Here is a 26,918-nt window from a genome sequence, read left to right as displayed (position 1 = left end):
AAAAGGAAAGGTGTAGAATCGTGTCATATAAGCAAGAATGGGATAAAAAACTGGCCGCCCTTCAGGAGAAATTGCGCTCGATCAAACCTGAGAAAAGAGCATTCGTGATCCTTTTGGTCGGTATCCTTTATCTTGGTGGCCTTATCACCGCGGATCAGCTAATCGTCAGGAAGCCACTAACGGAGATCGTCGGACCTACACCAGACGTACCTTATTACAGAGAACGAACGCAGACTGTGCTCGACGGGGGATGGCTTTATCGCGACATCAGATGCGAGTCTCCACCTCTTATTGTTTATCTAATGCTCCCCGCTCAGTTATTTGGTGGCGAAGACTGGATCTACGAAATCTATTTTTCTACGTTTCAGATTTTAACTGCACTTTTGTTTTATTATGGATTGAGAAAATGGGATGATTACAAAGCTTTTGCCGTCGCGCTTCTCTTTTATGCAGTACCGTTTGAAACAGTTGAATCAACTTTTGGAATACAGGATGAGTCGATCGTCGTTTTTCTTTTCTTCCTTTCAGCGATTCTGGCTCTTCACGGGCGTTTTAAACTATCAGCAGCGCTGATCGCAATCGGCATCTGGACTAAGGTGTTTTCAGCGATGCTTTATCCAAGTTTGTTCTTTTCGGTAAGAAAGTGGCGAGAGCGTTTGATCCATCTTGCAATCATCGCCCTCGTTTCGATTATCGTTTCCATCCCTTTCTTGATTGTTGTACCAGATGAATTCTTGGCCTTTCCCAGTTACTATTTTCTTGAGGGAGGGACTGGTCCAGCAGGTGGGGATAGTTTATGGGGGTTTCTGGCGATGGGCGGTCTTTCCATTCCTCGTAGTGTTCTTCTAGTCACGCTCGCTATCGCGCTGTCAATCTCGATTCTTTACGTTGCAAAGAAAAAACTCGGTTTTTGGAGCGGGGCTTTAGTTATTGTCGTCGCATTTCTCCTTTTTTATCCAAGGACTGCTATGGGATATTACATCTTCCCGATTTCGATGTTGATCGTGTGGGCGGTTGAAAATAGAAAGATAGCAGTTCGTTGTTTTACCACCTACGTGCCTTTTTTTGCAGCTCTTGCATTCAGCAAAAATAATGTCAATGGGGTTCCTTTATTCGATTATTCTTGGAGCTGGATTGCAGGGTTTATTCTCGTGCTCATCGGAACGGTTATGCTCCTCGATACCGTGAGGCTTGCTCTCAAGACAACACCTTTCATTGAAAGAAACGTCAAAGATGAATAGTTTTAAAGGATCAATTTAATAGAAAATTTAATGAATCGATAAACTGAGTGTCCTTCACGATGGCTGGCCGTGAAGAGGAAAATGAACAGGAAGATCGGGATTATGAGGCGAGTCCAGCAGAAGACATCGATCATTATTTGCGTCCAGGTGAAAATGAGGATTTCATCGAATTCTTCGTTTGCGGAGACCCCAAGCCTCAGGGAAGTACCCGATCCTATTATCTGAAAAAAATTGACAGGGTTGTCACAATACATGGCAACAAGGATACAAAGAAATGGCAGCTGAGGATCGCAACAGAAGCGCAGCACGCGAATGAAAAGAGAGCGATATCATTTTATTCACCCGATCCACGTTTTGGATACGAGGTCGAAGCTGAATTTGTTTTCCAGAGACCCAAGAGTCTCCCGAAGAAGATAAATCTCAATACAAAAAGGCCTGATGTTGACAAGCTCGTCAGGACAGTTTTGGATGGATTAGCTAAGGTATTGATTCCTGACGACTCTCAGGTTGTATCGATCATTACAAAAAAGCGATACGCGGTTGAAAACGAGTCACCAGGTGTGCGCATCGCAGTGAGGCGACTCCGACAATAATTAGCGAGGCCGGATGAGAGGCCCGATGATCTGCACTCATAGGGTTCATCATGTCCTAAAGGGGATCAGCTGACCCTCTTCTCTTCATCCTAAACTATCGGGCCTCGTGTATCTTTTTACATGCATCACTGTATTTAGAAATATCGCTCATTAATGACGACATTTCTCAATAGTCCAGCCGACACCTCAATCTAGTTCATTTTTAATTATTGAAGACATCAATCAAGGAGTCTTTTTTCACCCTCTATTTTTCTGAGAGGCGCGATGTCCTGTGTAACCTCGAGGCAACCGAGATATTTGTTATCCTTGCCCCTCACGGCAAGGTATTGAATGAGGACGTATTTATCGCCAAGATGAATCCAGAATTTCGCTGAGTCCCTTGTCCCCGTCCTGAAGTCGTTAAGAATTCTTTCAACAACTTCGACACTCTTCCGGGGATGGCATTTTTGCACCTTACGGCCTATGATCGCCTTTGTCCTCGGAAATATCCTTTCGCGGGTCTGATTGAAAAATCGAACTGAGTCTTTGTCATCGACGAATGTGATATCGATAGGTAAGTGACTAAAAATAGCTTCTAGTTGCTCGAGCGTGAGAGTACCGGTCTCGAGTGTGACCTCAGCACCTTTGACCTCTTTGACAACTGTTACCTCCTCAACAGCTCCAATGGCTTGGTTCGGGGTGAAGTAACAATATCCCAGATCGTCCATCGATTCCTTGATCTGTTTCCACTCGCCCTCATCAATGAGTTTCAACGCAGTTGGAAAGAGAATGTTTTCTTCCTTGTAAAAATGAGTCATGACCATTTCCGAGATAGAACGAAGCGCAGATGCAAGTTCCTCTATATTTTTTGAGAATACATCCCTTTGTTCGAGCAGCGCAGCAATCTTCTTTATGAGAGCTCTCTGCTGATCGTGTTCCGACCACATGACGGCAGGCGGCTGGGTCACACCATGTTTCTCAATCACGGGGAAGAGCGCATTCTCTTCCCTGACCTTATGCTTGTTGTATTCTTTGAGGTGTTCCACAAGTTCTGCGAGACGTTCAACTGTTTCCTCCGCTTCTTCTTTTTTTGATAGTGAAGGAAGCAGTCTAACAATTTCGTCAGCAACGTCTTTCACATACTTGTGTTCTTCTAGTAGAATAAAAATTGGGTGACCCGGGCCAACCATTTGCTTTTGACCTGATATTTCACTGGAGACTGCCACGTGCACTTCGCACAATCTCTCGATATCTTCGATCGGTACGCCTTCTTTAACAAGCGCATCTTCAATGATTGAAATATCGCCTTCATCAATCTGAGACAAAACCTGTTTGAATCGTTCTTTGACTTCCACTACCTTCTTTCCGCGCTTTAAATCTTCGAGGATCTCTCTGACTATTCTCTTCGCTTCATTATTTTGTCCACCCATCCCATTAGCCTCCAACTTTGATGGTTGAATAACAATTATCGAATGATGCACTGGTGTTCTCCATATTGCATCCTAAACGGTGATTTATGGCTCTCCCAGTACTTCAACATTTTGCAATTTTCCAAGACGTTTAGATGATTATCAATTTCACTCATATACGATAAATTGTGTATTTAAATCTCAAATGGGCCAGCCGGATTTCTTACTCATTAAAAGCCGGCAAGAAAATAAATAATGCGAGGAGAGCAATATATTTGCGATAAAAATGCCAACTGCAATCGTACTGATCAACACAGAAATCGGAAAAGAGGGTGAAGTCATCGATTCACTTTCAAAACTCTCCGAAGTCAAGGAGATTTATCTGGTTTATGGTGTATATGACATTGTCGCAAAACTCGATTCCGAAACGATGGAAAGTCTTGAGGGACTCATCACTCAGAAAATAAGACATGTAGGTGCGATTCGATCAACTCTCACGCTGATAGTCAGCAGACGGGGAAAATGAAAGATATTAGAATGATGATTACCGCCCTGTATCTATGGCTCTATCAGGTTTCGCAGATCTATTTAATCGATCGACGGTGATGCCCTGAACGAGTTTGAGAAGGACCTTGAAGTTCTCTTTAAACGTCTTGTGACTAATGCTCCAGTTGATGCAAAAGATAAACTTCTCAGTCTTGTCACTCGATTAATCGAGCTCAGAAATCAGAACATGTTGAAAATCAACCATTCTGTCCTCGAGCTGGTGGTTGCAAAAAACCTTATTTTGAATGGATATGAAGTGAAGCTTGAATATGATATCAGAGAGAATCTAGCTTGCGATGTTTGGGCAATCAAAGGATTAGGAACCCTGATTGTTGAAATAGAGACGGGATATGTGCCACCATCACACGCCCTTGACCCGACCGATTACATCAAAGCAAGGATTGCCAGTAAAATTGCGAGATACAGCAACTATTGCAACAAGTTCTCGCTTGGCGCTCCTCCTCACTATATTCTTCCAATACCAGAGTGTTTTATAAGGCCACCGCGATTCAGAACAGAAGAAGAAGTTCTCGAGATTAAAAGATATTGCGATATGTATTATTCAAACCCACCTGTCAGTATCGAAGAGATTTATAACTCCAGAATCCACAGTGTTTTCATCATCGATGTGGAAAATGCCGCGGTCAAGGAAACTGATCCGATAGATTACATCAACCGATGCAGACAATGGTATTTATGAACGCTCGCTATGAATAATATCATTGAAAATTACCGAGCCCAGAGTGTTTTGCCTGGTTTTCGTGCTCTGTAATCATTTGATAATTGAGAGTGTGATCGAGGAGATATCGAAGTGGAATCTTGCGCACTACGTGTATAGTTTTCCAGCAGCATCGGTTGCTTCGTCTTTTACTCGCTTGCCATAAAAAGATTTATACTATTATCCGATTGCTTGCTTTCTGTATGATGCCAACGGACTCGCCTATTATCTTCCTGGCGACAGTCGTCCTTATTAGCTTGTCCGGTGTCATCATGCCCGGTCCTGTATTTGCGGTAACGATTGCAAAGGGTTACGAGGATCTGAAGGCTGGTATAAAAATTGCCAGCGGTCACGCGGCGGTGGAATTCCCTCTGATTGCTGCAATTTTCCTCGGTCTGGATACCGTTTTCAAAGATGATCTGGTGTTTACAGCTATCGGTCTTCTTGGTGGTCTCCTTCTTTTTTATATGAGCAAAGATATGTTGTTTCCACCGAAGAAGATCACACTCGGAGAAAAGAAAAGCCCCGCCTATGGCTCATTTATCTCGGGGATGATTACCACTGCCATCAATCCTTATTTTCTGCTATGGTGGGCTACGGTTGGTGCAGCACTCATCATTGGTGCGATGCAATTCGGTCTCCTTATGCTGCCGATTTTTGCAATTGTTCATGTCACATGCGATTTTGCGTGGTATCAGCTCGTATCGACCTTCACATACAAATCGAAAAAGCTCTGGAATGAGAAAAAGCATCGATATTTATTCATTTTTTCGGGACTTATTATGTTATTCTTTGGCATCTATTTCATACTCAGTTCGATCGCAAGAATCGTCTGAGAAAGAATCGTGCAAAAGCTTAAGCAGAATTAGCAGAATTATATAAAACGCATTTTCAAAACTCAAAATAACAACGTCAAAATCAGCCTTGCTCTTTGAAAGAGCCTCAGTCCCCTCGACCTATTTCCATCATCCTTTCGAGAGGAAATTTTGCTTTTCTTATTGTTTCTTCATCAAGCTCCACCCGCGGTGCGAGATTCTCCAGTGCCCTTAAGACTGATGATAAGGTGATCATTTTCATCGTTGGGCAAACTGCGCCAGGAATGCTGTAAAAGATCTTTTCAGGATTCTCCTTTTTCAATCGATAAATGAGCTCTTTCTCTGTTCCGATAATAAATTCTCTTTTACCAGAAGCCTTCACGAATTTGACCATCCCCTCCGTCGATTTCACTGCGTCTGCAAGATCGATGACTTCGGGACGACACTCGGGATGCACAATAACGACGGCGTCAGGATGCGCTTCTTTCGCTTTCTTTATTTGATCAGGTGTGATCGCATTATGCGTTGGACAGAATCCTGGCCATAAGATGATGTTCTTATCCTTTACGAATCTTTGCACGTATTTTCCAAGATTCTCATCCGGTACAAAGATGATTTCTTTATCAGGCAACGAGCTAACGACTTTCACAGCATTCGATGATGTGCAACAGACATCCATTTCTGTCTTACAGGCGGCCGTTGTATTCACATATCCCACAACTTTCGCATATGGATATTTTCTCTTAAGTTCGGTCAACCCTTCCACTTCGCACATCGCTGCCATTGGGCATTTTGCCTTCGGCTCAGGATGCACCACGATCTTTTGCGGGTTGAGGATTTTCGCACTTTCCGCCATGAAATCGACACCACAAAAGACGATCACCTCAGCTTCGACTTTGGAGGCCTGCATAGAGAGTCCGAGCGAATCTCCGACAAAATCAGCGAGGTCTTGAATTTCTGGTCTCTGGTAGTTATGTGCGAGGATTACGGCATTCTTTTCTTTCTTCAGTTCACGGATGCGTTCACGCTCGGACATCTTTTCTCGGATACGAGGCATCGTATAAAAAGTTGCTTGCCTGTGAACAAAAAACGTTTCATTTTTGTGCTTTTTCATAAAGAATATTCAATTAGCTCTGCAAGCTAGCGTACCGCTGATAGGCCCTTTCGATCGATAGCAATTCCTCTTCAGTAAAGCTCCAGCCAACGGCTCCACAATTCGATTCAATCTGTTGCGCGTTTCTTGCGCCAGGAATCGTAACGATATTTTTATCCCGAATGACCCAGTTAAGCGCTGCCTGTGCGATCGATTTGGAATGAGCGGATGCTGCGAGTTCCAAAGTTGCGATCAAAGGTTTCAGCCTGTTTAGATTCCTTTGAGAAAACGAGGGCTTAAGGCGCCTTAATCCAGTGATCTTTTCGCCAGTGAGATATTTTTCCGACAAGAGCCCTTGCTCGAGGGGACTGTAAGCGATAACGCCAATCTTATTTTTCCTGCAATAATCAAGCAATCCATTTGTCTCTGGATCTCTGTGAATTAAGCTGTAATGGATTTGATTTGAGACGATATCGCTGAAAGAGAGCGCTTCTTGAGCTTTTTCCAGCCATTTTATTCCATAATTGCTCACACCAATATACCGAATTTTCCCCTGCTTAATCAACCGCTCCATATTTTTCATGAGTCTTGACACAGATTGAAGCGGGTTAGGAAAATGAACTTGGTATAGATCAATAACATCAATTCTCAATCGTCGTAGACTCTTTTCCACCGCTCGAAATACGGCATCTGAAGTGGGCCTGAAAGGAAAGAACTTCGTGGCGATAAACATCTCATCTTTCCTTGAAAGGATTTCACCAATAATCCTTTCCGAGGTCCCCCATCCGTAAACTTCCGCAGTGTCGATAAAATTGACTCCCAATTCAACCGCTTTTTCTTTCGCGAGAAGTATATCGTCTTTTTTAAGTGTCTTTTTGTAGCCCCAGTACATCCCCATACCCCATTGCCATGCCCCCAGACTGACCGCGGAGATTTTAAGATCACTTTTTCCAAGCTGTCTGTACTCCACAAGGAAGGAATATGTCACTATTTATTAAAAAAACCGTTTCTTGTCTTTCCGTTACAATGGTATGAATTAGAAATCTCTGAATGCTTAAAATCCGTGAAAAAAACGCGTGGATGAACGAAAAACCAGGTTTTATGCCACATGTAAATGTATAAATTGTACGAGGATGATTGGTAGATCAGAGCGGAAACCATGCAGGTCCGAGTCAATCCTGAGTACTGCAAAGGATGTGGGCTTTGTATATTGGTTTGCCCTCGAGGTGTTTTTAAACAAGGATCTTCATTGAGCGAAAGAGGGTATTTTCTTCCAATTGTTAATTCCCCTGAAAAATGCGCGAACTGGAAGCGAAAGGACAAGAAGAGAGCGGTATGCGAGATGTGTATTTTGACCTGCCCTGATCACGCGCTCGATTGGGACGCGTCAGGAGGAAAAGATCGATGAGATTGCCTGAGGGGACATATTTCCTGCAGGGAAACGAGGCGTGTGCCGAGGGCGCCATTGTCGCGGGTCTCCGATTCTTCGCTGGGTATCCTATTACTCCTTCGACAGAAATTGCAGAAAGGTTAGCACTCAGACTTCCTGAGGAGGGTGGAATCTTTATACAGATGGAGGATGAAATCGCTTCCATTTCCGCGGTCATCGGCGCTTCGTGGGTCGGCGCGAAGGCGATGACCGCTACTTCAGGTCCTGGCTTTAGCCTCATGCAGGAGAGTATCGGATACGCGGCAATGACCGAAACGCCGCTTGTTATCGTTGATGTGATGCGAGGCGGACCATCAACAGGATTGCCGACCCTTCCATCGCAGGGAGATGTCATGCAGGCAAAATTTGGATCGCATGGTGACTACGAGATCATTGCGCTTGCTCCGGCTACGGTTCAAGATATGTTCGATATGACGATTCAGGCGTTCAATCTCTCAGAGGAATATCGCGTACCTGTTATTATCCTGTCAGATGCGGAAGTCGGTCATATGCGTGGAAAGGTCAAGGTTCCTGAGAAACTCGAAGTCAACAACCGAAAAATTCGAACGGATAAGGTGTGGCATGATGGATTTGCCTATGGTGAGTCCCTGGTCCCGAATTTTCCAGTTTTTGGCAGAGGATTCCGTGTACACGTAACGGGTCTTTCCCATGACATAGCTGGATATCCGAGAAATGATCCCGAAGTTCACCAGGAACTTGTTATGAGGCTCTCCGAAAAGATTCTGAAAAACAGAGATAGAATCTGCAGCACTCAAATTTTCAATGAGAACGCCGAAAGATTCATTGTGGCATATGGGTCACCAGCCCTTGCGGCGAGAGAGGTGATCAGAAGCAACGGCTCCATCGGGCTACTCCAACTTAAGACCATATGGCCAACTCCTGAAAAGCAAATTATGGAAATTGCCAGACAAGCAGCAGAAATCATTGTTCTCGAAATGAATTTGGGACAAATCTATCGCGAGATTCAGAGAATTGCGTGTACAGCAGGGTGCGCGAAGGTAAGGCTATTCTCGAAATTGGGAGGGGAAGTACATACTCCAAGGGAAATCGCAATGTTTCTCAAGGGTGGTTGAATTGGAAGACTTTTTTGATCTATATAGAAAGGATCGCTGGCCAACGATATTTTGTCCTGGATGTGGGATCGGCACAGTCATGAATTGTTTCTATCGGGCATTCTCAGAACTGAATTTGGATCAGGATCGAGTTGTATTCGTGTCTGGTGTTGGCTGCAGTTCGAGAGTTCCGGGATATATTCGCGCAGACTCAATACACACGACGCATGGCCGAGCGCTTGCTGTCGCGACAGGAATCAATCTAGCAAACCCCGATCTGAAAGTAATTGTTTTCACCGGGGATGGAGATCTCGGTGCGATAGGAGGAAATCACTTTATTAACGCCAGCAGAAGGAATGCAGAAATGACAGTCTTTTGCATCAACAATAATATATACGGTATGACTGGTGGCCAAGCATCAACGACTACGCCGTATAATGCACTCAGCAGTACCACACCTTATGGCAATAAAGAATATCCGTTCGATCTTGCCGAACTTGCTGTCACCGCAGGTGCGAATTTTGTCGCAAGGTGGACTGTCAGAAATGTGAAAGAAATTATAGGTTCGATGAAAAAAGCACTCACGAAGAAGGGATTCTCATTTGTTGAAATCGTTTCCCCCTGTCCCACTGGTTTCGGTAGAAGGAACAAGATGGGGGATCCAAAACAGATGTATGAATGGTTGAAAATCAAGACAGTTAGGCGAGAAAAAACGAAATCATGGGATATTGATCCAGTCGATTTGAATATTGAAGGACAAATCACTGTCGGAGAATTTGTCGAACGGAATCGACCTTCGCTCGCTGAGATCTTGAGATCAGTGAAACCAAATATCGCACAAACATGATATTCCTCAGCGATGGTCTTTTGGATTCTCGCATTATGAGTCTGCAATCAATATTACAAGTCTTCATACCAACCATAACCTCATTCGAAATCGGGCGTCGCGCTCCCTTAAAACAGCACTGGTGATTAGGCTTTGTGCTCGTACGGGGCAGAAGACCTTTGAATAATTTCTTCGATCTCATTTAGAAAACTTCGGACAGTCTTTTTTCAACTTCATCCCAGTTGACGACGTTCCAGAACGCATCGACGAATTTGGGTCGGACATTTCTGTAATCTATGTAATAAGCATGCTCCCAAAGGTCAAGCACCATCAGAATCCTAAATCCGGGATAAAGGTTGACGTTATGTTTCTCGATTTGCATGATGAGGGGACGTTTCGTCGATCTGCAAAAGACGAGTGCTGCCCATCCAGATCCTTCCACGCTATTCGCCGCTTGTGAAAACTCCTTTTTAAAACGTTCGATATTACCAAATTCTTTTGTGAGGACATCGGCCAAGCGCCCACCTGGTGATCCCCCTCCTTTCGAGGCCGGGGCCATATTATCCCAGAACAACGAATGGAGAACGTGTCCGCCGATGTGAAAAGATAATTCCTTCAGCGTTGATTTCATATCGATCTCAACATTTTCCTTTCTTGCTTTATCCAGCTTTTCAAGAATTGCGTTTGCACCAGCGACATAAGCCTGATGATGTTTGTCGTGGTGTATTGTTAACTGTTCTTCCGAAATATTCGGCGCCAGCTCGTGATATCCATATTTTAATTTTGGAAGCGTGTAAAACCTATCGTCCTCCATAAGACCGCCATTCCTGATAATGTATACGGAAACTGCTCCTATTTCATCGTTTTGGCTTTTCGTTGTGTTCATTCAATTTCAGTGACCTATATGAATCCGATTGAGAATTTCACGTTAAGATGTTGATTTCTGTACGATTTGCGGGCATAGGGGGCCAAGGGATTATTTTCTCTGGTATTGCGCTCGCTAGAGCAGCCTCCCTTTACGAAAAGAAAGGAGGAAATGAGCTGTTTGCCGTGCAGACCCAATCTTATGGGCCTGAAGCACGAGGTGGGACTTCAAAATGCGATGTCAAAATTTCAGATCGAGCCGAATTTTACCCTTTTATCGAAAAACCTGATTACCTGGTCTTGATGTCACAACCAGCGTATGAGCAATTCATCCAGGATACAAAATCAGATACGATTGTGGTCCTTGACACCGATGCGGTGGAGTCGAGACCCGATCTTCGATATTACGAGGTACCTGCCATCAGAAAAGCAAAGGAATTACAAAAACCCATCATTGCCAACATCATTATGCTCGGTGCGTTTATTCATCTTTCTAAAATCATCAGCAAAAAATCGGTGATTCGGGCATTACAAGATATTTCACCGCAGGGAACGTTTGAATTGAACAAGGATGCTTTCGAGGTTGGTTTCAAGCTTGGAAAGGCTCTGACACTGCAGCACCGAGAAACGGGAATCGTTTGAAATCAACATTGTCATTCATTTTTCATCATTGCGATATTCAAATTTTTCATTTTTTCACAGGGTTTTTGGTTTTCTTCGAAGTTGCCACAAAACAGGCCGGGTAAAAGATAATATCCATGAAGTTGTTGCCCGTGGCTGGGGAATAATATGGATATAGCACAACTAAGGCGGCAGGGACGAAAATACCTCTCAGAAAGTGAGGTAAAAACGATACTGAAAGATTACGGAATAAAGACTACCAACTTTACTCTCATCAACCGAGATCAAATTGAATCGATCGAAATCAATTTTCCTGTAGCAGTGAAAGTCTGTTCCTCCGACATCATGCACAAGACCGATGTTGGCGGTGTTTTTTTAAATGTGAAGAGCCGAGAGGAACTTCGCGAGTGTCATGATCTCATCACGTCACGGTTTCCTGGTGCATCCGTCCTAGTCGAACCGATGGAAAAGCCAGGAGTTGAGGTCATTGTAGGACTCATCAAGGACAGAACCTTTGGAATGAGTATCATGTTTGGAATCGGCGGAGTGCTGACGGAATTGTACAATGACGTTTCTTTTAGACTTGTACCCCTTGATAGATTCGATGCAGAAGAAATGATCGATGAAATCAAAGCACAGAAGCTCTTCCGTGGCTTCAGAAATATTAAAACAGACAGAGATTCGCTTATCGATCTTTTAGTAAAGGTTGCAAGATTCGGTGATGAATTCAAGGAGCATATTAATCAACTTGATCTCAATCCAGTTTTCGTGAGAGAAAACGACACGATTGTGATTGATGCAAAACTAGTATTGGAACCCTTTAATTAATATATTTGATAGTGGGATGATTCCTCGGAAATCGTGGGGCGATTCTTTGACAAAAAGAGACGAACTCGCGTCGAAGTACTTCAAGTGTTCGAAGAGAGAGCGGGCTGCCTTCGAAGCGGGAATCAAGCTTGGGACGATTTACCATCAATTCGTCGGAACACCCATCAGTTCATCGAATGTTGAGAGTCTAGAAAGGGCTATTGAAGATGGTGTTCGTGTCCAGCCATTTGTCGAAGACGTGAGTGTGAAGATCGATCGAAAGAGTTTGAGGAAGAAGCGCAATGAGTATGATTATCAAACCCTAACCGGGCAGATGCTGGAAGTAAGTGTCATAATCAGAATTGATGAGGTAAAAGTCGTTGCCCAGATGAAATACATCGAAGAGTTGAATTATCCGCTTATGTTCATCAAGGAGATCGTTGAAACCTAATGAAAGTACGCTTATGCTGACGTTTCGTCCTTTTTTTAATTAAACAAAAAGATAATAAACATAGAATTGCCATACGGATCGTCACATTTATCGTATGATTATATAGAGTACTGTTGAGATTTCGGTGGAAATAATGAGCAAGGGAATAAAAATTGGTATTACTGGATTACCTGGCGCTGGTAAAACACATGCTCTTCTCAAAGTCATCGAGATGCTGGAAGCGGACGAGATGAAAGTTGGAGGAATGATCACCGAACCAATCATTGAAGATAACAAAAGGCTTGGCTTTTATGTGATCGACTGGCAAACGAAACGGAAAGCCATTCTCGCGAGTACGGAGATCCGTAGCAAATTCATGGTTGGGAAATTCGGTGTTGATCTCAGCGCGCTGGAGGAGGTCGGTGTTGAAGCGATCCTGAAAGCATGCGAGACAGCTGATGTCGTTGTAATTGATGAGGTCGGAAAAATGGAGGTCGAAAGCGAAAAATTCGTGAGTGCTGTCAAAGCGGCACTAGAAATCGAAAAACCTCTATTGCTGACCTTACACAAAAAATCTAGAAATCCGCTTCTCCAAGATATACGGAGAAGGGATGATGTAAGGATTCTTGAAGTAACGCCGATCAATCGGAATCTATTGCCTTATAAGATCATGAAATTGATGAAAGGAGAACTCCTGTGAGTGAGATTCCATCTGCAGTCGAAATCGTGGAAGGGAGCACAAGGGTTCTCGTTCCGAAACAACATACGCTGAAAGGCCCTGGTAAGCGCCTCGGCGGGGTGTTCTATAATCAGCAAACAGCTTTCAGCAGGGACGTAAGCGTCATGTTCTTCGGCGCTTTGAAATTCGAGGGAAAGGCGCTTGATGGACTGGCAGGGACGGGAGTTAGAGCGGTCAGAATAGCTAATGAATCACCAGGGGATTTTGAATTTATTATCAATGATAGAAGCAAGGAAGCTTTCGAATACATCAAGAGAAATATCGATCTCAACGGCCTGGAAAATTGTATTCCGTGCCACTCCGATGTGAGAATCCTATTGTGTGAACAGACTTTTGACTATATCGACATCGACCCGTTTGGCTCACCAGTACCTTTTGTTCAGTTAGGGATCGAAGGATGCAAACGACGAGGCATTCTTGGCATAACCGCGACAGATACGGCGCCGCTTGCTGGTACGTATCCAGATAAATGCTTGAGAAGATATGGAGCGAAACCGTTCCGTTGTGCGTTCGGTCATGAAATAGGCTTGCGAATTTTGATAGGTTATCTTGCCAGAGAAGCCGCGAAATTTGAGAGAGGAATCAAGCCAGTGCTCTGCTTTTACGCGGATCATTATTTCAGGGTTCATATTCAATTACTTGAAGGCGCTCAATACGCTGACCAATCGTTGCGCACATTAGGGTCAATCGGTTATGATGAAAATTCAAAGGAGCGAAAGTTTCCAGCAACTGACGATCTCGAGCAGATCGGTCCGCTCTGGCTTGGTAGACTTTTCGACAAGGAGCTCCTCGTTCGAATGATTCCTTATGATTTTCTTCATTGCAAGAATCGTTGTGCTAAGTATCTTAAGATCTGGAAAGAAGAGCTCGATGAGCTCCCGTATTTCTACGACGTAGATGAGATCTCGTCGATCTTGAAGATTTCACCGCCTCCTTTGAATGATATCCTAGAAGAATTGAGGAAATCTGGAAAAGCATCAAGAACGCATTTTTCTCCAAGAGGCTTCAAGACGGATCTAACGTTAAAGGAGGTTTTAGAAAGAGTTGAGGAAATTGCGAAATGACATAGATATCGCTACTTGTTGACGCAATTGTAGAGAGTTCACAAATGTTTTTTACCAAGATCAGCATCCTTTATGATGGTGAGAGTCTGTCAACGCTCGCAGTGATCGGGACTCAATGGGGAGATGAGGGAAAGGGCAAGATTACGGATTACCTGGCCGAAAAGGCGGATTTCGTCGTGAGATTTCAGGGCGGCACGAATGCGGGCCACACTATAACGTTGGATCATGAGATTTTTAAACTCCATTTGCTTCCGTCGGGAATTATTAGGGAAAATACGATTTCAGTTATTGGCAATGGTGTCGTCATCGACCCGGAAGAATTGATCGAAGAGATGAAAACCGTTGAAAAGAGCGGTCGTAGTATCGGAGGTCTGAGAATTTCAGATAGGGCACATGTGATCATGCCATATCACAAAATACTCGATAGAGCGGAAGAGAGTCATCGTGGATCGAAAGGTGTCGGTACAACAGGTCGCGGAATTGGACCGTGTTACTCAGACAAGATTTCGCGTTACGGTATCAGGGTTTGTGATCTTCTAGATGAAGAATCGCTGAAAGAAAAATTGGAAGTGATATATCCCATCAAAGAAAGGATTCTTGACATATATGGTGGATCTGATCTGCCATCAATTGAGGAAATGATGAAAAAATTAATCGAATATGGGTCCTATCTTGAGAAATATATTACCGATACTTCTGTTCTTATCAATGAGGCGATCAGGAATGGCAAAAAAGTTCTCTTTGAAGGTGCTCAAGGTACCATGCTAGACATTGATCACGGAACGTATCCGTATGTCACTTCTTCGAATTGTGTTGCTGGCGGAATATGCACTGGTGCTGGCGTTCCGCCAACCTGTATCAATGAGATTCTCGGCGTTGTGAAAGCGTATACGACGCGTGTAGGTTCAGGTCCATTTCCCACAGAGCTCAAAGATGAGTTAGGTTCTCGCTTGCTTGAAAGGGGAGGGGAGTTTGGTACGACAACGGGGAGACCGCGACGATGTGGATGGCTGGATCTTGTCGTCGTCAAATACGCTATCAGACTGAGTGGCATCACATCACTTGCGATAACAAAAATTGATGTGCTGAGCGGTATGAAGAAAATTAAGATAGCAGTCGCTTATGAGATTGATGGTCAGATTGTAAAGGAGTTTCCATCGAGCATCTCAAAAATCAAGAAAGCAAAGCCAGTTTACAAAGAGTTTGATGGCTGGGAGGAATGGCCGAAAAATGAAACCGTTGAAATTTGCCGCAAGGGTTACGATGCACTTCCGAAGGAAATGAAAGAGTATCTGAATTTCATCTCGTCGTTCACTGGCGTACCAATCAGCATCGTTAGTATAGGCCCAAAGAGAGATGAAACGATCGATACGGGATTGCTTAAATGGATGAAGGATTAATCGATCGACGCCTTATCAAATCCCTCGGCGGAGTATGGTTTGGTGGCATCGATCCCGATCTTTGAAGTGACGCCGTCGGCACTCGGATCAAGCGTAGAGCCAGCCGCATTTCTAATAACGACAAGCCCACGATCGGCCTGGAATCGCGTCGCAACAGCCCATTCAACCTGCCTATCATCAAATACATCGATGTCGTCATCCACAATAATGACCTTTTTCATTGAAGGATGACCAGAAAATGCTGCCAATATTGCGTTGATTCCATCGCCCTCTCGATTCTTTGTGATGGAAACAACACCGTGTAGCCAGCAGCAACCACCTTCTGTGAGCCTAACTGCATGAACGCGGGGTACCACCTGGCTGACCGCTCTATAAATTAATGGCTCTCTCGGAAGACCCATTAGCATGTAGTGTTCCAGACCGCCTGGAAGGATCAGATGAAAAATTGGTTTTTCTGTCATGTAAATTTTGTCAATTTCGACTACTGGCTGGATTCTCTTTCTGTCGTAAGTTCCCGTGATATCGACAAACGGCCCTTCCTCAACGGTCTCCGCCGTGATTCTGCCTTCAAGGATAATTTCCGAATACGCGGGCACAACGATCCCGCTATCGGTTCTTGCGACTTCTGCCGGCTGACCTAGACATATTTTCCTTAGCGAACTTGCAATCGTCATTTCGTCCTGAGCGTATTCTAGCGAGGTTGCGGCGGCGAGAAGAACAGCTGGACATACACCTATGCAGAATGCAACGGGCAATTCTCTTCCTTCTTTTAAACTCGATTCATACATCGTGAAAAGGTGTCTTGGAACAAGCCGTATCGCCAAGCGTCTCCGATCCAGAAGCATCAATCGATGAAACGAGAGATTTCTTTTTCCTTTGTACTCGGAAGCAGCAATTGCTGATGTGATATATCTTCCCCCATCTCCTGGATACCATTTCGGAATCGGAAGGACTCGAAGATCAACGTCCTCGATGATTTTTTGTCTGAAAGGAGGATCCTTGATCTCGATTGGAGGGCATGGATTATTGATCGCGTGTAACAGTTTCCCTGCGATCTCCCCCTTTTTGATGTTGAAATATCTCGCTATTCTTTCCCTTGTGGTCCACAAATTGCCAACAGCCTCGAATCCATTGAGATTTTTGAACCTAATTGGCACATCTGGATGCTTTAGCAACCATCTTGTGATTTCATATTCGAGCGGTACATCATCATCGACAGAAATCGCATCCTCAACGCGAGAAAGTATGCCTCGTAGAGACATAAACGTGTAATTGCTCTGGACCGATATAATACTCATCCGATCGTTTTGGCAAGGATGCACGAGATCCTTTGGAAGATGGCTTCCTCTTGCATCGGAATCGAATTAAAAATCATTCTGCAAATTTGAAATACAGTTAAAATACGAAAGATAAAATAGATCGTCTGTGCATGCCAGGCCTCATGGATCTCGATCGAATCGGCGAGCTCATCCGGAAATACGCGCTGCAGAATGCGGTTCTGTATGGTGGAAAGGCCGATGTTAAAGCGGTGATGGGGAAAGTTCTCGCGGAACAACCAGAGTTGAGGTCGAGAGCAAAAGAGATCTCGGCTATCGTAGCGGATCAAGTTCGAAAGATCAATGAGATGTCGATCGAGATCCAGCGGAAGGAGCTTGAGTTGATTGATTCCTCGCTTCTGCAGAAAAAAGTGAAAATCGAAAGAGAACATCCTCTCCCGGAATTGCCAGGGGCGGAAAAAGGAAAAGTCGTCATGCGTTTCGCGCCCGGCCCCTCAGGCCCTTTGCATATCGGTCATACAAGAGTTGCAATTCTTAATGATGAATATGTGAAACGTTACGATGGGATATTTATAAACAGGATTGAGGACACAAATCCCGAGAAAATTGATCCTGAGGCATACGATACGATCCCAGAAGATCTCGAATGGCTCGGCGTAAAAGTTCACCAAACCGTGATACAAAGCTCTCGTATGGAATTGTATTACGACATCGCGAGAAAACTCATCGATATGGGAAAGGCCTATGTTTGCACATGTCCGGTGGAGGAATGGCGAAAACTGAAAGAACATGGTAAGGCCTGCCCTCACAGAGAACTTCCGAAAGAGACCCAGCATGAAGAGTTCGATCGAATGCTTTCTGGTTATTACCCAGAAGAAAGTGCCGTTCTGGTTGTGAAAACGGATCTAAAACATCCAAATCCTGCTATTAGAGATTTCGTTGGCCTACGCATTGTCGACTCAGTTCCTCATCCGCGTACTGGTGCCCGATACAGGGTCTATCCGATGATGAATTTTAGTGTTGCAATTGACGATCATTTTCTAGGCATGACCCATGTCCTCCGAGGAAAGGACCATCTAAACAACACACAGCGCCAAGAGTACATTTTTAGATATTTCGGATGGAAAATTCCGTGGTATCATCACTATGGTCTGGTGTCAGTTCCAGAATCAATCCTCAAGACATCGATTGTGGCGCAGGGGATTAAGGCTGGCGAGTATTCGGGGTGGGATGATGTACGTCTTGGCACGGTGAGGGCGTTGAAGAGGCGGGGAATCACCCCCGAGGCGATTCGCGATTACTGGATTGATTGCGGAATCAAGGATGTTGATATCCAGTTTTCGTGGGAAACGCTCTATGCATTCAATAAACAACGGGTTGATCACTTGGCGAACAGGTATTTCTTCGTTTGGGATCCTGTGCTCATCAGCATCGAGGGCGTTGAAGCGCTCGAATCACATGCTCCACTTCATCCCAATCATCCAGAACGAGGCATGAGACGATTAAGACTGCAAGGTAGGCCTATTAAGGTTTATCTGAATAGAAATGACCTCGAGTCCATCGGATTAAGAGGAAAACTCCGACTCAAAGATCTGTGTAATATTGAAGTTGAAGGAAATCTCGCAACATATGCTGGTAACGATCTTTCAGTAGTGAGAGAGGGAATCAGAATTGTTCATTGGGTTCCTGAGTATGGCATTAAAACAGTTGTGGAGATGCCAGATGGTTCAAGGAAGGAGGGTTTTTCGGAGCCAATTCCTCCCAGTGAAATCGGGAATGTGATTCAATTTGAGCGATTTGCGTTTGTGAGAATCGAAACAGTCACTCCGGTGGTTAGGGCCGTCTTCACACATGCCTAGTCGAGATGATACCATTAAATAAGGCTGAAAATGAGATTTGCAATACTGCCAAGCGTTAATGAAAGCATGAGTGAGCTGATGGTGATAGCGACTGTGTCCTTCAAGCCAAACTCCTTCAGGAGAACGGCGAATGCAGATAAGCAGGGCATATATGTTGCCATCACGAGCCCAAAGACGAAAAGTTGAGCAGGTGTAAAAACCATGGCGAGGTTCGTTGTCCCAAATAACACGACCAAAAGCTGAAAAGCCATTTCTTTTCGTAATACACCGAAAATCAATGCAATAATTGTTATTGCTGGCAAGCCTAGAAAACCTACTGTGAAAAACGAAAGAGGTTCGACAAGATTGTTGAGAATACCGAATTCTATCAATACTTCCAACAGGAGGCTTCCAACAAACAGGATCGGAAATGCAATGATGAAAAAATCCTTGACACGTATGTAGGTCTTAAATAAAATATTCCTAGGACTTGGAATAGCAAGGTCAGGTATCTCAATCGCGATTGTGGATGGTTCAAATTTAAGGAGAACGTGAAGCAAGCGTCCGAGCAAAAGTAGAATGGAGAAAAGAATAACAAATATCATTACCGCATAAATAAGTCCTCCGAAATGCCCTACAACGCCAAAAATGATCGCCAATTGTGCTGAGCATGGGATAGCCATAATCGTAAGAGTTGCGAGAATGAATCTTTCTCGTCTTGATTCCAATACCCTTGTAGCAAGTATCGCTGGAACATTGCAACCGACACCTACAATCATGGGAATAATTGCTCGCCCGTGAAGTCCGATTTTATGCATGACGCCATCGAGAAGAGCGACAGCTCTTGGCAGATATCCTGAGTCTTCTAGTATGCCCAGTATAAGATAAAAAACAAGGATGTACGGTATCACGATCGAGAGGATCGCTTGGAGACTGAGATCAATGCCTCTCGATATGGCAATGCCTGCACGGCCGCCGATAAATTCTGCGAGTCTCTCAAAAGAATCACCTACCACGTATTGATATGCATCTCCAAGGCTTGATTCAATCGCACCGCCTATATAGACAATTGTGAAAAAAACGAGTGCAAGAATAAAGAGCATAATAGCAATTCCTGGCAAAGGCCTCAGCGTTAATTGTGAAATTTTATCACCGAGCGATTCATGTGTTTCAAGCTTTCCGATAACTTCTGATACAATTCTCCCGGCTTCGCCGTATCGATCACGAGCGATATGGACGTCGATACTCTCATGATGTTCCTCACTGAACTTTTTTCTAAATTCCTCAGCGCTTTCCTTGATTTGATGTGTGAACAGTTGTATAAAGTGTTCATTTCCTTCCAGTAATTTCAATAGCGCTCCTCTTAACAGAAAAGGATGTCGCCATTCTGCAATTTGGCTGCTGAGTTTTTCAACGATGTTTTCAATATGAGCGTCGTATCTTATCACGAAACCGGATCTGGAGAACTCGCGTTTGGCGATGACTTCGATCAGTTCATCGACGCCCTCACCTGTGATCGCAACGGTGGGTATGACTGGAACCTCGAGAATTTTGGCGAGTTGTTCAACGTCTAGACGATAACGCTTGCGTGCTACGTCCATAAAATTTAATGCGACAACAACACGATATCCCAGCTCAATTAGTTGGAGGATTAAAACAAGACTCTGTATTAGTCTCGTTGCATCCGCCACGGCCACGACAACATCTAACTTTTTTTCCGCGAGGAGTTTGGTGGCAACCAATTCATCTTCAGATATTCCCGATAGAGAATACGTCCCAGGAAGATCATAAAAAACAATAGTTTCGCCGCGATAAATGATACGGCCTTCTTCAAATTCCACTGTTGTCCCCGGATAATTTGAAGAGATGACACCGATCCCGGTAATCCGACTAAAAAGAACGGACTTTCCGACATTCGGGTTGCCCATCAACGCAACACGCATCAGGCGCACCTTTTAACATGCACAAGTGATGCATATTCCCGTCCGATGGCGATGCGGCATTCATCGAGTCTGACAATTAGAGGGCCTCCGGCGGGAACACCCTCTTCTAAGATTACGTTTCTTCCTGGAACGAATCCCATGGAGATGAGTCGCCTGATTTTCGATGGATTCTCGTCGCACTTGAGATGCGTAATGATACCCGTATCGCCGATGTCGAGCTTCGTGAGCGGTATCGAAGGCTCACTTGTGCAGAGCTTGCATTCCTCCTCGCACTGGGGAATGGGCTCTCCATCAGGGCAGAATTGAGGATTGTTCATCATCTGGCATATCCTTTTTTCTGATTCGTCAGACAGCATGTGCTCAAGCTTGCAAGCCTCTGTATGGCTCTCATCCCTTTTCATGCCGAGAATTCTAACGAGGAATGATTCAAGAAGGCGGTGTTTTCTCTTGAGTTTTAAAGCAATGTTCATGCCCTTGTTAGTAAGAGAAGCCCCCCGATATTTTTCATACTCAATGTACCCTTCATCAGAAAGTCTGCGGAGCATCTCTGTAACAGATGCTGGCGAGACCTTCATGCATCGTGCAATGTGATTTGTCTTTGCGGGTTTCCCGTTCCTCGTAATCTCATAAATACATTCGAGATACTCCTCGATTTTCTTGCTCACCATCGAAATAGGAATCGTTTTAACTATATTGAAGGTTTCGGATTCCCTAAAAATTTTAACCAAAGTGTTCGATAAATCAATATCGTTACAGATCATCATATTTCAAATGTCTCGAAATGGCACGATGTCACAGCACGTGCATGCATGGCACATTGTTTTGAAGCTCAACGTCGAAAGCTGGTATAATTCGAGGATCATTTTCTGTTCCGTTGCAAGTCGGAGAAGTCTATCTGGCGATACGGGTTTCAAGGGATAGCCAAGGGCCTCCTCCAATCCTTTCCTATTCAAATCGTTGATCTTTAAGGGTCTTATCGTTGCAACACATCCCAGCCTCGCCAGATACTCCACACCCTCGAGTACGTTTTCATCAGTTTCACCTAATCCAACAATAATATTCGAGCAGACTTTTCCGACCCCGAAAACCCTTACCGCATATTGTATCATACGAATTATCGTATCGAACTCAAGCTTATTGCAGACTTTTTTGAAGATATCCCTATCAAAAGTTTCGATGTTGATCTTAATCTCATCCGCACCAGCAGCTTTGAGCATTTCGATATGCTCATAATTATCTACGTATGGCTCTACACCGATTGGAATTTTTGGATCGAGTTGTTCCCTCACTCTTGAAACAATATAGGTCATTTTTTGTACAGTTTCGCTCGGAGACCCAACGACGGCACTCGTTAATGCAACAGCCTTGAAATCGTTGCACTTTGAGGCATCGAGAATCATTTCTATGATTTTTTCTGGGTTGAGGCCTTTCGTAATACGAGGATCAAGTTTCTTCGATACGCAGAACTTGCAGTCGTAAATGCATGAGGTTTCGATGTTAAAAAATGCCTGCTCAGGTGAATGATACAGCGTCGGCTGGATCTCAACCGAGTCGAGAAAAGGCTCCCCATTTCTTGTGAGTACAAACTTGCCATCCTTTTGAATAAGCTCGAATTCGCCCTGGTCCCTTGATATCGCCTTTTTGACTCTTAACCCTTGAAAGGACAAAACTACTGCAGGCGCGCCTGCGCCCGGTCCGGCCGTTGACCTGCTTAGGCGAAACGGAAGCTTGAGATCGTGCGGAATCTTTACCGCACCGCCAGTGATCAGTATCGCTTTTTTCTTCGCAAGCTCATTCAAACGCGCTTCCACTTAACTCCCTCGCTCGTATCCTCTAGTTTAATTCCTTTTTCTGCCAACCTTTCTCTAATCCTATCCGCCAAATCGAAGATCTTTCTCTTTCTGAGCTCCTGGCGAACATCAATAAGGATCTGAATCAGATCATCAGTTGATTCCATTGTCATTGAAATTTTTGGCAAGATTCCAAGAACCTCATCCACTTCTTCTAGGAAAGAAATCGCGCCATGCGCCCCTTCGTTGCTTAGCAAACCGTCCGAAAGCAATTTGTTGATCTCCCTGATGAAATCAAAGAGGACCGCAATTGCGCCACGAGTATTGAAATCGTCATCCATTTGCCTGATAAAATTCTCCCTCGCGCTCGAAATCAATTCCCGCGCATCATTATTCCCCTTCAAGTTCCCAGCTACCGATTTCAGTTCAATATAGGCATTGTGCAACCTTTTCAAACTCGTGGCAGCCTCCTTCAAGGCTGAATCGCTATAAGAAAGGGGACCTCTGTAATGCGTATTCAGAATGAAAAAGCGGATCTCCTCTTTCGTATGATTTTCAAGAACTTGTCTCACAGTGAAAAAATTCTTGAGAGATTTTGACATCTTTTCCTCTTGAACCTGGAGCATCCCATTATGTAACCAGTATTTTGCTGGAATTCTCCCCGTCACCACCCTTGACTGCAGAATCTCATTTTCATGGTGAGGAAAGATCAAATCGTTACCGCCACCGTGAATATCGATAATCTCTCCAAGCAGATTCAGACACATGGCCGAACACTCTATGTGCCAACCAGGCCTACCGTGGCCCCACGGACTTGGCCATGAGATCTCGCCTGGTTTTGCCCCCTTCCATAAAGCGAAATCGGCAGGGTTGCGCTTCATCTCATCAATATTAATTCGTGCACCGGCCACAAGTTCCTCCGTTTTCGCACCCGAAAGAATTCCGTACTCCTTTACCTTGTCCATGCTGAAATAAACGCTACCATCGTCTGTCCTATACGCATAACCGGCATCCTCGATCTTTTGTATCATGTCAATGATTTGTGGTATGAATTCGCTCGCACGGGGATAGAAATCGGCCCTTTTCACACCGAGCGCCTCGATCTCCTTGAAATATCGCTCGATATACATATTAGATAACTGAAGCGGCGGGATTCCGAGTTCCTTCGCTCGATTGATGATTTTATCATCGACGTCGGTAAAATTAGTCACATGGATAACCTGGTAGCCACGGTACCTCAGATACCTTACGATCATATCGAACACAATGATATGTCTTGCGTGGCCCATATGAAGATCATCATATACAGTCACACCACACACATACATTTTGACCTTGTTGTTTTCAATCGGAACGAACACCTCTTTTTTCTTTGTCAATGTATTAAAAACCTTTAAAGCCATGGTCTTCTGCCTCGAATCGCGATGGAAGTCACCATTATTTTTCCTTTTTCACCAACTTTTCCAATTCGGCAACTCTGTGTTCCAACTCTGCGATGCTGTTCGAAATATTCATGAATGCATCCACAACCGGATCTGGCAACAGATCGTGTCTCAAATCAAGTTTCGTCATGCCGTCTTTCTTGACGACTTTGCCAGGCACGCCAACAACCGTTGAATTCGGTGGCACATCCTTTACGACGACAGATCCAGCGCCTATCTTAACATTGTCACCGATCTTGATATTGCCGAGAATCGTTGCGTTCGCACCAATCACGACATTGTTGCCAATAGTAGGATGTCTCTTTCCCTTTTCAGTGCTAACGCCGCCAAGGGTTACGCCCTGAAAGATGCAAACATTGTCGCCGATTTCGGCAGTCTCGCCGATCACCACCCCAGTTGCATGATCGATGAAAAAACCCTTACCGATCTTCGCGCCCGGATGGATATCCGCACCTGTTAAAATCCGCGCAAAATAGTTGATAGCTCTAGCCAAAAGATACTGACCTTTGAGATATAGTCTGTGCGAAATTCGATGAAGAAGGATTGCATGAAGCCCCGGGCTGAATAAAAGGGCTTCCTTGAACGATTTCGGCGCAGGATCGCGTTCGAGGACTGTATAAACATCGTCTTTCCAGCTCATGTATACGCGCTCACTCGGAAAACATGTCAGTACTCAAATATCTTTCTCCTGTATCTGGGAGAATCACCACAACTTTTTTTCCTGGGCCTAATTCTTTGCCTATCTTTACTGCACCGTGCAGAGCAGCACCCGATGAAATACCTGCTAGAATTCCCTCCCTTCGAACAAGCTCTCTTGCCATTGATTTTGCTTCTTCGTCTGTCACGGTGATGATGCGATCGACGACAGACAAATCTAACACCTTCGGTATGAAGCCAGCGCCTATTCCCTGTATTTGATGTGGTCCCGGTTTACCCCCAGATAATACTGGGGATCTGGAAGGCTCCACCGCGACGATCTTCACATTTGGGTTCACTGTTTTGAGCACTTTCCCAACACCAGTGATAGTTCCGCCAGTTCCGACTCCGGCAACAAATGCGTCAAGATCTGGGACATCATTTAGTATTTCCCTGGCTGTGGTTTTCATATGAACCTCTGGATTTGATGGGTTTTCGAATTGTTGGGGCATGAAGCAATTACTGTTTTGTTTGGAAATTTCCAGAGCGCGAGCGACAGCTCCTTTCATTCCTTCCGCTGCTGGTGTGAGAATTAATTCCGCCCCAAATGCTTTCAGTAACCTTCTCCTTTCAATGCTCATCGACTCTGGCATCGTGAGGATGAGCCTGTATCCCTTTACAGCGCAGACCATCGCAAGACCAATACCAGTATTTCCGGATGTTGGCTCAACAACGATCATCCCTTTTTTTAGACGCCCTGACTTTTCCGCATCCTCGATCATTGCCAAGGCAATCCTGTCTTTGACAGAAGACATTGGATTGAATGATTCGAGTTTGCAGTAGATTTCCGCAGAATCTTCTGCGATGAGATTGTGCAATTTGACGATCGGTGTTTTACCAATTGTTTCGAGAATACTGTTATATATCATCGGATTTCACCATTGTTAATACTAGATCAACAGATATCATTGTCCTACAGATGAATATTACGGTTTCTCACCAAATAAGAATTCATTATCTCTTGAATTAGCAAAGATGTCGACGCCACCAGCGATATTCCACAAGAATTAACATACTGGAGCCGGGATCGAGATTTGAACTCGAGTCTGCGGATCTCTGCGGCGATTGACTGCAGTCCGCCACATGGCCGCTCTGTCATCCCGGCGCTTCAAAGTAATTCAGTTAATCTATATTTCTATTTTATGTCCCAGTATACGGACAAGAATACCAATCCGAAATACTTGCCGCATCAAATAGATCAATTTATTCGGTTGCATGGCAATCGGAGATTTATTATTGATAACGCATCCGCATTTTAATTGGATCTGTTAGTAGCGAAAGGTTTGTAGAAAGAATTGTGGTTGGAGATCATTTATTATGATATCCATTATCGGAGCCCGTCTGTTTGCATCCCATAAATCAGAAAAATATCTGAACTTTGAACATATTCCGTAAGCATGATGATGCCTGAGCATTGCAAAGAGGTATCCGTACGTACTGTCAATTTCCCACTAACGCCTACCAACATTGCAGAGGTCGTTAAGGGTAAGAAGGCATATACGAGAACGAGATACTACGTTTTAAGAAATAGGAATGATTCCGCCGTCATTTCTGTAGAAAAGGAAGATGGAAATGAACTTTTTCGCAACATAAAATCATTCGAAATTCTATCGTTGCCCGATGAAACAGTTTTTGTCGAAGATCGCACAATCGATGTCATCAATCGTACCCAAATGGCAAAACTCTCTCAAAAATACAAGGGAAAACTTGTCGTTGTTCGGGGAATGTTTAATCATGTTTCATTCGTAAAAGATGAGGATCTGATCAGGATCAATGTTATCGATACAGTGCCACCAAGACCATCGAAACTGTCAGTGATAGTCGAGAAGATCATATCAATGGGTTTGATCAACGCGCCGATTATAGCTAACCATATTGAGATTGATCTGGAATCTATTGCGTCTACATTGAAAACAAAAGGCGTTATTTTTCCATGCAGGGCATCGGGGATCTCTTGCGACAAAGTTGTGTATTTCCTCGACGAAACGCCGGAAATAAGTGTTGAATCAACACTCGTTGGTTGCGACCTTTCGAGAAGAATTTTCAAATCTTTATACAAAAAAGAAGTAGATTTTATTGATATCTGCCCTCGCAATCACGTCCGCCTTGATGGATCGCCGACACTTGTAAAGTGTTGTAAGGTAAAATCTGGATATGAGCTGAAGAATCAAGTAGCTGCTGTCCCGTGGGGCACGACAATTGAAGAAGTGAAGGATGCACTACTAGCGCTTCTCAAGGCTTCTGGTAATAGTAATGGTTCTTGATAGCAGAACAATCTTTTAAAA

Annotated in this window: 27 protein-coding genes and 1 tRNA gene; 16 read left to right on the top strand and 12 right to left on the bottom strand. The window is 44.2% G+C overall.

Annotated elements, in window-relative coordinates; genetic code table 11:
* The first annotated feature begins 20 nt into the window (after window positions 1-20).
* Both H5T41_02000 and H5T41_01995 read left to right on the top strand, forming a co-directional pair.
* Complete coding sequence (locus tag H5T41_02000; protein MBC7107557.1) at window positions 21-1,241, top strand: DUF2029 domain-containing protein; 1,221 nt, start codon at window positions 21-23, stop codon at window positions 1,239-1,241.
* 59 nt (window positions 1,242-1,300) lie between these two features.
* On the top strand, window positions 1,301-1,834 hold the full coding sequence (locus tag H5T41_01995; protein MBC7107556.1) for a RusA family crossover junction endodeoxyribonuclease: 534 nt from the start codon (window positions 1,301-1,303) through the stop codon (window positions 1,832-1,834).
* Between the two features lie 218 nt (window positions 1,835-2,052).
* Here the strand turns inward: H5T41_01995 and H5T41_01990 are convergent, their stop codons facing one another.
* Window positions 2,053-3,243, bottom strand: coding sequence for a DUF438 domain-containing protein (locus H5T41_01990; protein MBC7107555.1), 1,191 nt, complete (start codon window positions 3,241-3,243; stop codon window positions 2,053-2,055).
* A 265-nt stretch (window positions 3,244-3,508) separates the two neighbouring features.
* Between H5T41_01990 and H5T41_01985 the strand changes: the two genes are divergently transcribed.
* The 3 genes from H5T41_01985 (at window position 3,509) to H5T41_01975 (ending at window position 5,322) form a co-directional block, all read left to right on the top strand.
* The gene (locus H5T41_01985; GenBank protein MBC7107554.1) at window positions 3,509-3,748 is read left to right on the top strand and encodes an Lrp/AsnC ligand binding domain-containing protein; all 240 of its coding nucleotides are present in this window, start codon (window positions 3,509-3,511) and stop codon (window positions 3,746-3,748) included.
* A gap of 276 nt (window positions 3,749-4,024) precedes the next feature.
* On the top strand, window positions 4,025-4,468 hold the full coding sequence (locus H5T41_01980; GenBank protein ID MBC7107553.1) for a hypothetical protein: 444 nt from the start codon (window positions 4,025-4,027) through the stop codon (window positions 4,466-4,468).
* Window positions 4,469-4,689: 221 nt separating this feature from the next.
* Entirely contained in the window at window positions 4,690-5,322 is a 633-nt protein-coding gene (locus tag H5T41_01975; GenBank protein ID MBC7107552.1) for a LysE family transporter, read from the top strand.
* A 106-nt stretch (window positions 5,323-5,428) separates the two neighbouring features.
* Here H5T41_01975 and nadA read toward each other — a convergent pair whose 3' ends face one another.
* Window positions 5,429-6,337, bottom strand: coding sequence for a quinolinate synthase NadA (gene nadA / locus H5T41_01970; GenBank protein MBC7107551.1), 909 nt, complete (start codon window positions 6,335-6,337; stop codon window positions 5,429-5,431).
* 91 nt (window positions 6,338-6,428) lie between these two features.
* Window positions 6,429-7,364, bottom strand: a complete 936-nt coding sequence (locus H5T41_01965) for an aldo/keto reductase (GenBank protein ID MBC7107550.1) — start codon at window positions 7,362-7,364, stop codon at window positions 6,429-6,431.
* Window positions 7,365-7,553: 189 nt separating this feature from the next.
* Between H5T41_01965 and H5T41_01960 the strand changes: the two genes are divergently transcribed.
* From H5T41_01960 to H5T41_01950, 3 genes are all read left to right on the top strand, one after another.
* Window positions 7,554-7,802: a ferredoxin family protein gene (locus tag H5T41_01960; protein MBC7107549.1), complete on the top strand. Its 249-nt coding sequence runs from the start codon at window positions 7,554-7,556 to the stop codon at window positions 7,800-7,802.
* On the top strand, window positions 7,799-8,917 hold the full coding sequence (locus tag H5T41_01955; GenBank protein ID MBC7107548.1) for a 2-oxoacid:acceptor oxidoreductase subunit alpha: 1,119 nt from the start codon (window positions 7,799-7,801) through the stop codon (window positions 8,915-8,917). The genes H5T41_01960 and H5T41_01955 overlap by 4 nt, the downstream gene beginning before the upstream one ends.
* Before the next feature lie 79 nt (window positions 8,918-8,996).
* Window positions 8,997-9,743 (top strand): 2-oxoacid:ferredoxin oxidoreductase subunit beta, encoded by a 747-nt coding sequence (locus tag H5T41_01950; protein ID MBC7107547.1) that lies wholly within the window; start codon window positions 8,997-8,999, stop codon window positions 9,741-9,743.
* A gap of 181 nt (window positions 9,744-9,924) precedes the next feature.
* Here H5T41_01950 and H5T41_01945 read toward each other — a convergent pair whose 3' ends face one another.
* A complete protein-coding gene (locus H5T41_01945; protein MBC7107546.1) occupies window positions 9,925-10,536 on the bottom strand; it encodes a superoxide dismutase in 612 nt (203 codons plus the stop codon).
* 119 nt (window positions 10,537-10,655) lie between these two features.
* Between H5T41_01945 and H5T41_01940 the strand changes: the two genes are divergently transcribed.
* The 6 genes from H5T41_01940 (at window position 10,656) to H5T41_01915 (ending at window position 15,647) form a co-directional block, all read left to right on the top strand.
* Window positions 10,656-11,228 carry a 2-oxoacid:acceptor oxidoreductase family protein gene (locus H5T41_01940; GenBank protein MBC7107545.1) on the top strand — a complete coding sequence of 191 codons (573 nt, stop codon included), beginning with the start codon at window positions 10,656-10,658 and terminating at the stop codon, window positions 11,226-11,228.
* Window positions 11,229-11,375: 147 nt separating this feature from the next.
* Complete coding sequence (locus tag H5T41_01935) at window positions 11,376-12,035, top strand: acetate--CoA ligase family protein (GenBank protein ID MBC7107544.1); 660 nt, start codon at window positions 11,376-11,378, stop codon at window positions 12,033-12,035.
* Window positions 12,036-12,051: 16 nt separating this feature from the next.
* A complete protein-coding gene (locus H5T41_01930) occupies window positions 12,052-12,465 on the top strand; it encodes a dihydroneopterin aldolase family protein (GenBank protein MBC7107543.1) in 414 nt (137 codons plus the stop codon).
* 133 nt (window positions 12,466-12,598) lie between these two features.
* Window positions 12,599-13,144 carry an NTPase gene (locus tag H5T41_01925; protein MBC7107542.1) on the top strand — a complete coding sequence of 182 codons (546 nt, stop codon included), beginning with the start codon at window positions 12,599-12,601 and terminating at the stop codon, window positions 13,142-13,144.
* Window positions 13,141-14,247 (top strand): tRNA (guanine(10)-N(2))-dimethyltransferase, encoded by a 1,107-nt coding sequence (locus tag H5T41_01920; protein MBC7107541.1) that lies wholly within the window; start codon window positions 13,141-13,143, stop codon window positions 14,245-14,247. The genes H5T41_01925 and H5T41_01920 overlap by 4 nt, the downstream gene beginning before the upstream one ends.
* A 44-nt stretch (window positions 14,248-14,291) precedes the next feature.
* A complete protein-coding gene (locus H5T41_01915) occupies window positions 14,292-15,647 on the top strand; it encodes an adenylosuccinate synthase (protein ID MBC7107540.1) in 1,356 nt (451 codons plus the stop codon).
* Here H5T41_01915 and H5T41_01910 read toward each other — a convergent pair.
* The gene (locus H5T41_01910) at window positions 15,644-16,909 is read right to left on the bottom strand and encodes a UbiD family decarboxylase (protein ID MBC7107539.1); all 1,266 of its coding nucleotides are present in this window, start codon (window positions 16,907-16,909) and stop codon (window positions 15,644-15,646) included. The two genes, H5T41_01915 and H5T41_01910, sit on opposite strands and share 4 nt — an antisense overlap.
* Before the next feature lie 167 nt (window positions 16,910-17,076).
* Here H5T41_01910 and H5T41_01905 point away from each other — a divergent pair, with 167 nt between their 5' ends.
* The gene (locus tag H5T41_01905) at window positions 17,077-18,783 is read left to right on the top strand and encodes a glutamate--tRNA ligase (GenBank protein ID MBC7107538.1); all 1,707 of its coding nucleotides are present in this window, start codon (window positions 17,077-17,079) and stop codon (window positions 18,781-18,783) included.
* A 14-nt stretch (window positions 18,784-18,797) separates the two neighbouring features.
* Here the strand turns inward: H5T41_01905 and feoB are convergent, their stop codons facing one another.
* From feoB to H5T41_01870, 7 genes are all read right to left on the bottom strand, one after another.
* Window positions 18,798-20,705, bottom strand: a complete 1,908-nt coding sequence (gene feoB, locus H5T41_01900; protein ID MBC7107537.1) for a ferrous iron transport protein B — start codon at window positions 20,703-20,705, stop codon at window positions 18,798-18,800.
* Entirely contained in the window at window positions 20,705-21,373 is a 669-nt protein-coding gene (locus H5T41_01895; protein ID MBC7107536.1) for a metal-dependent transcriptional regulator, read from the bottom strand. Before H5T41_01895 ends, feoB begins: the two co-directional genes overlap by 1 nt.
* 99 nt (window positions 21,374-21,472) lie before the next feature.
* Window positions 21,473-22,516 carry a radical SAM protein gene (locus tag H5T41_01890; protein MBC7107535.1) on the bottom strand — a complete coding sequence of 348 codons (1,044 nt, stop codon included), beginning with the start codon at window positions 22,514-22,516 and terminating at the stop codon, window positions 21,473-21,475.
* On the bottom strand, window positions 22,501-23,898 hold the full coding sequence (locus tag H5T41_01885) for a cysteine--tRNA ligase (protein MBC7107534.1): 1,398 nt from the start codon (window positions 23,896-23,898) through the stop codon (window positions 22,501-22,503). The genes H5T41_01890 and H5T41_01885 overlap by 16 nt, the downstream gene beginning before the upstream one ends.
* Window positions 23,899-23,932: 34 nt before the next feature.
* Window positions 23,933-24,577 carry a serine O-acetyltransferase gene (gene cysE, locus H5T41_01880; protein ID MBC7107533.1) on the bottom strand — a complete coding sequence of 215 codons (645 nt, stop codon included), beginning with the start codon at window positions 24,575-24,577 and terminating at the stop codon, window positions 23,933-23,935.
* 10 nt (window positions 24,578-24,587) lie between these two features.
* Window positions 24,588-25,502 carry a cysteine synthase A gene (gene cysK / locus H5T41_01875; GenBank protein ID MBC7107532.1) on the bottom strand — a complete coding sequence of 305 codons (915 nt, stop codon included), beginning with the start codon at window positions 25,500-25,502 and terminating at the stop codon, window positions 24,588-24,590.
* Between the two features lie 147 nt (window positions 25,503-25,649).
* Window positions 25,650-25,738: transfer RNA gene (locus H5T41_01870), tRNA-Cys, on the bottom strand.
* Window positions 25,739-26,030: 292 nt separating this feature from the next.
* On the opposite strand from H5T41_01870, the gene H5T41_01865 reads away from it, so the two are divergent.
* Window positions 26,031-26,897: a hypothetical protein gene (locus tag H5T41_01865; GenBank protein ID MBC7107531.1), complete on the top strand. Its 867-nt coding sequence runs from the start codon at window positions 26,031-26,033 to the stop codon at window positions 26,895-26,897.
* Window positions 26,898-26,918 lie beyond the last annotated feature (21 nt).

Source organism: Methanomassiliicoccales archaeon (assembly GCA_014361295.1).
GTDB lineage: Archaea > Thermoplasmatota > Thermoplasmata > Methanomassiliicoccales > JACIVX01 > JACIVX01.
The sequence above is the reverse complement of the archived record's forward strand: the minus strand, read 5'-3'. Positions and strand labels throughout refer to the sequence as shown.

What these genes read in the sequence shown, in the direction of transcription:
- nadA (MBC7107551.1), bottom strand. Translation starts at nt 6,337, where the DNA reads ATGTCCGAGCGTGAACGCATCCGTGAACTGAAGAAAGAAAAGAATGCC.
- H5T41_01985 (MBC7107554.1), top strand. Translation starts at nt 3,509, where the DNA reads ATGCCAACTGCAATCGTACTGATCAACACAGAAATCGGAAAAGAGGGT.
- H5T41_01910 (MBC7107539.1), bottom strand. Translation starts at nt 16,909, where the DNA reads ATGTCTCTACGAGGCATACTTTCTCGCGTTGAGGATGCGATTTCTGTC.
- cysK (MBC7107532.1), bottom strand. Translation starts at nt 25,502, where the DNA reads ATGATATATAACAGTATTCTCGAAACAATTGGTAAAACACCGATCGTC.
- H5T41_01990 (MBC7107555.1), bottom strand. Translation starts at nt 3,243, where the DNA reads ATGGGTGGACAAAATAATGAAGCGAAGAGAATAGTCAGAGAGATCCTC.
- H5T41_01925 (MBC7107542.1), top strand. Translation starts at nt 12,599, where the DNA reads ATGAGCAAGGGAATAAAAATTGGTATTACTGGATTACCTGGCGCTGGT.
- cysE (MBC7107533.1), bottom strand. Translation starts at nt 24,577, where the DNA reads ATGAGCTGGAAAGACGATGTTTATACAGTCCTCGAACGCGATCCTGCG.
- H5T41_01930 (MBC7107543.1), top strand. Translation starts at nt 12,052, where the DNA reads ATGATTCCTCGGAAATCGTGGGGCGATTCTTTGACAAAAAGAGACGAA.
- H5T41_01885 (MBC7107534.1), bottom strand. Translation starts at nt 23,898, where the DNA reads ATGGCTTTAAAGGTTTTTAATACATTGACAAAGAAAAAAGAGGTGTTC.
- H5T41_01960 (MBC7107549.1), top strand. Translation starts at nt 7,554, where the DNA reads ATGCAGGTCCGAGTCAATCCTGAGTACTGCAAAGGATGTGGGCTTTGT.
- H5T41_01945 (MBC7107546.1), bottom strand. Translation starts at nt 10,536, where the DNA reads ATGGAGGACGATAGGTTTTACACGCTTCCAAAATTAAAATATGGATAT.
- feoB (MBC7107537.1), bottom strand. Translation starts at nt 20,705, where the DNA reads ATGCGTGTTGCGTTGATGGGCAACCCGAATGTCGGAAAGTCCGTTCTT.
- H5T41_01915 (MBC7107540.1), top strand. Translation starts at nt 14,292, where the DNA reads ATGTTTTTTACCAAGATCAGCATCCTTTATGATGGTGAGAGTCTGTCA.
- H5T41_01975 (MBC7107552.1), top strand. Translation starts at nt 4,690, where the DNA reads ATGATGCCAACGGACTCGCCTATTATCTTCCTGGCGACAGTCGTCCTT.
- H5T41_01905 (MBC7107538.1), top strand. Translation starts at nt 17,077, where the DNA reads ATGCCAGGCCTCATGGATCTCGATCGAATCGGCGAGCTCATCCGGAAA.
- H5T41_01935 (MBC7107544.1), top strand. Translation starts at nt 11,376, where the DNA reads ATGGATATAGCACAACTAAGGCGGCAGGGACGAAAATACCTCTCAGAA.
- H5T41_01950 (MBC7107547.1), top strand. Translation starts at nt 8,997, where the DNA reads ATGAATTGTTTCTATCGGGCATTCTCAGAACTGAATTTGGATCAGGAT.
- H5T41_01995 (MBC7107556.1), top strand. Translation starts at nt 1,301, where the DNA reads ATGGCTGGCCGTGAAGAGGAAAATGAACAGGAAGATCGGGATTATGAG.
- H5T41_01865 (MBC7107531.1), top strand. Translation starts at nt 26,031, where the DNA reads ATGATGATGCCTGAGCATTGCAAAGAGGTATCCGTACGTACTGTCAAT.
- H5T41_01940 (MBC7107545.1), top strand. Translation starts at nt 10,656, where the DNA reads ATGTTGATTTCTGTACGATTTGCGGGCATAGGGGGCCAAGGGATTATT.
- H5T41_01955 (MBC7107548.1), top strand. Translation starts at nt 7,799, where the DNA reads ATGAGATTGCCTGAGGGGACATATTTCCTGCAGGGAAACGAGGCGTGT.
- H5T41_01895 (MBC7107536.1), bottom strand. Translation starts at nt 21,373, where the DNA reads ATGGTGAGCAAGAAAATCGAGGAGTATCTCGAATGTATTTATGAGATT.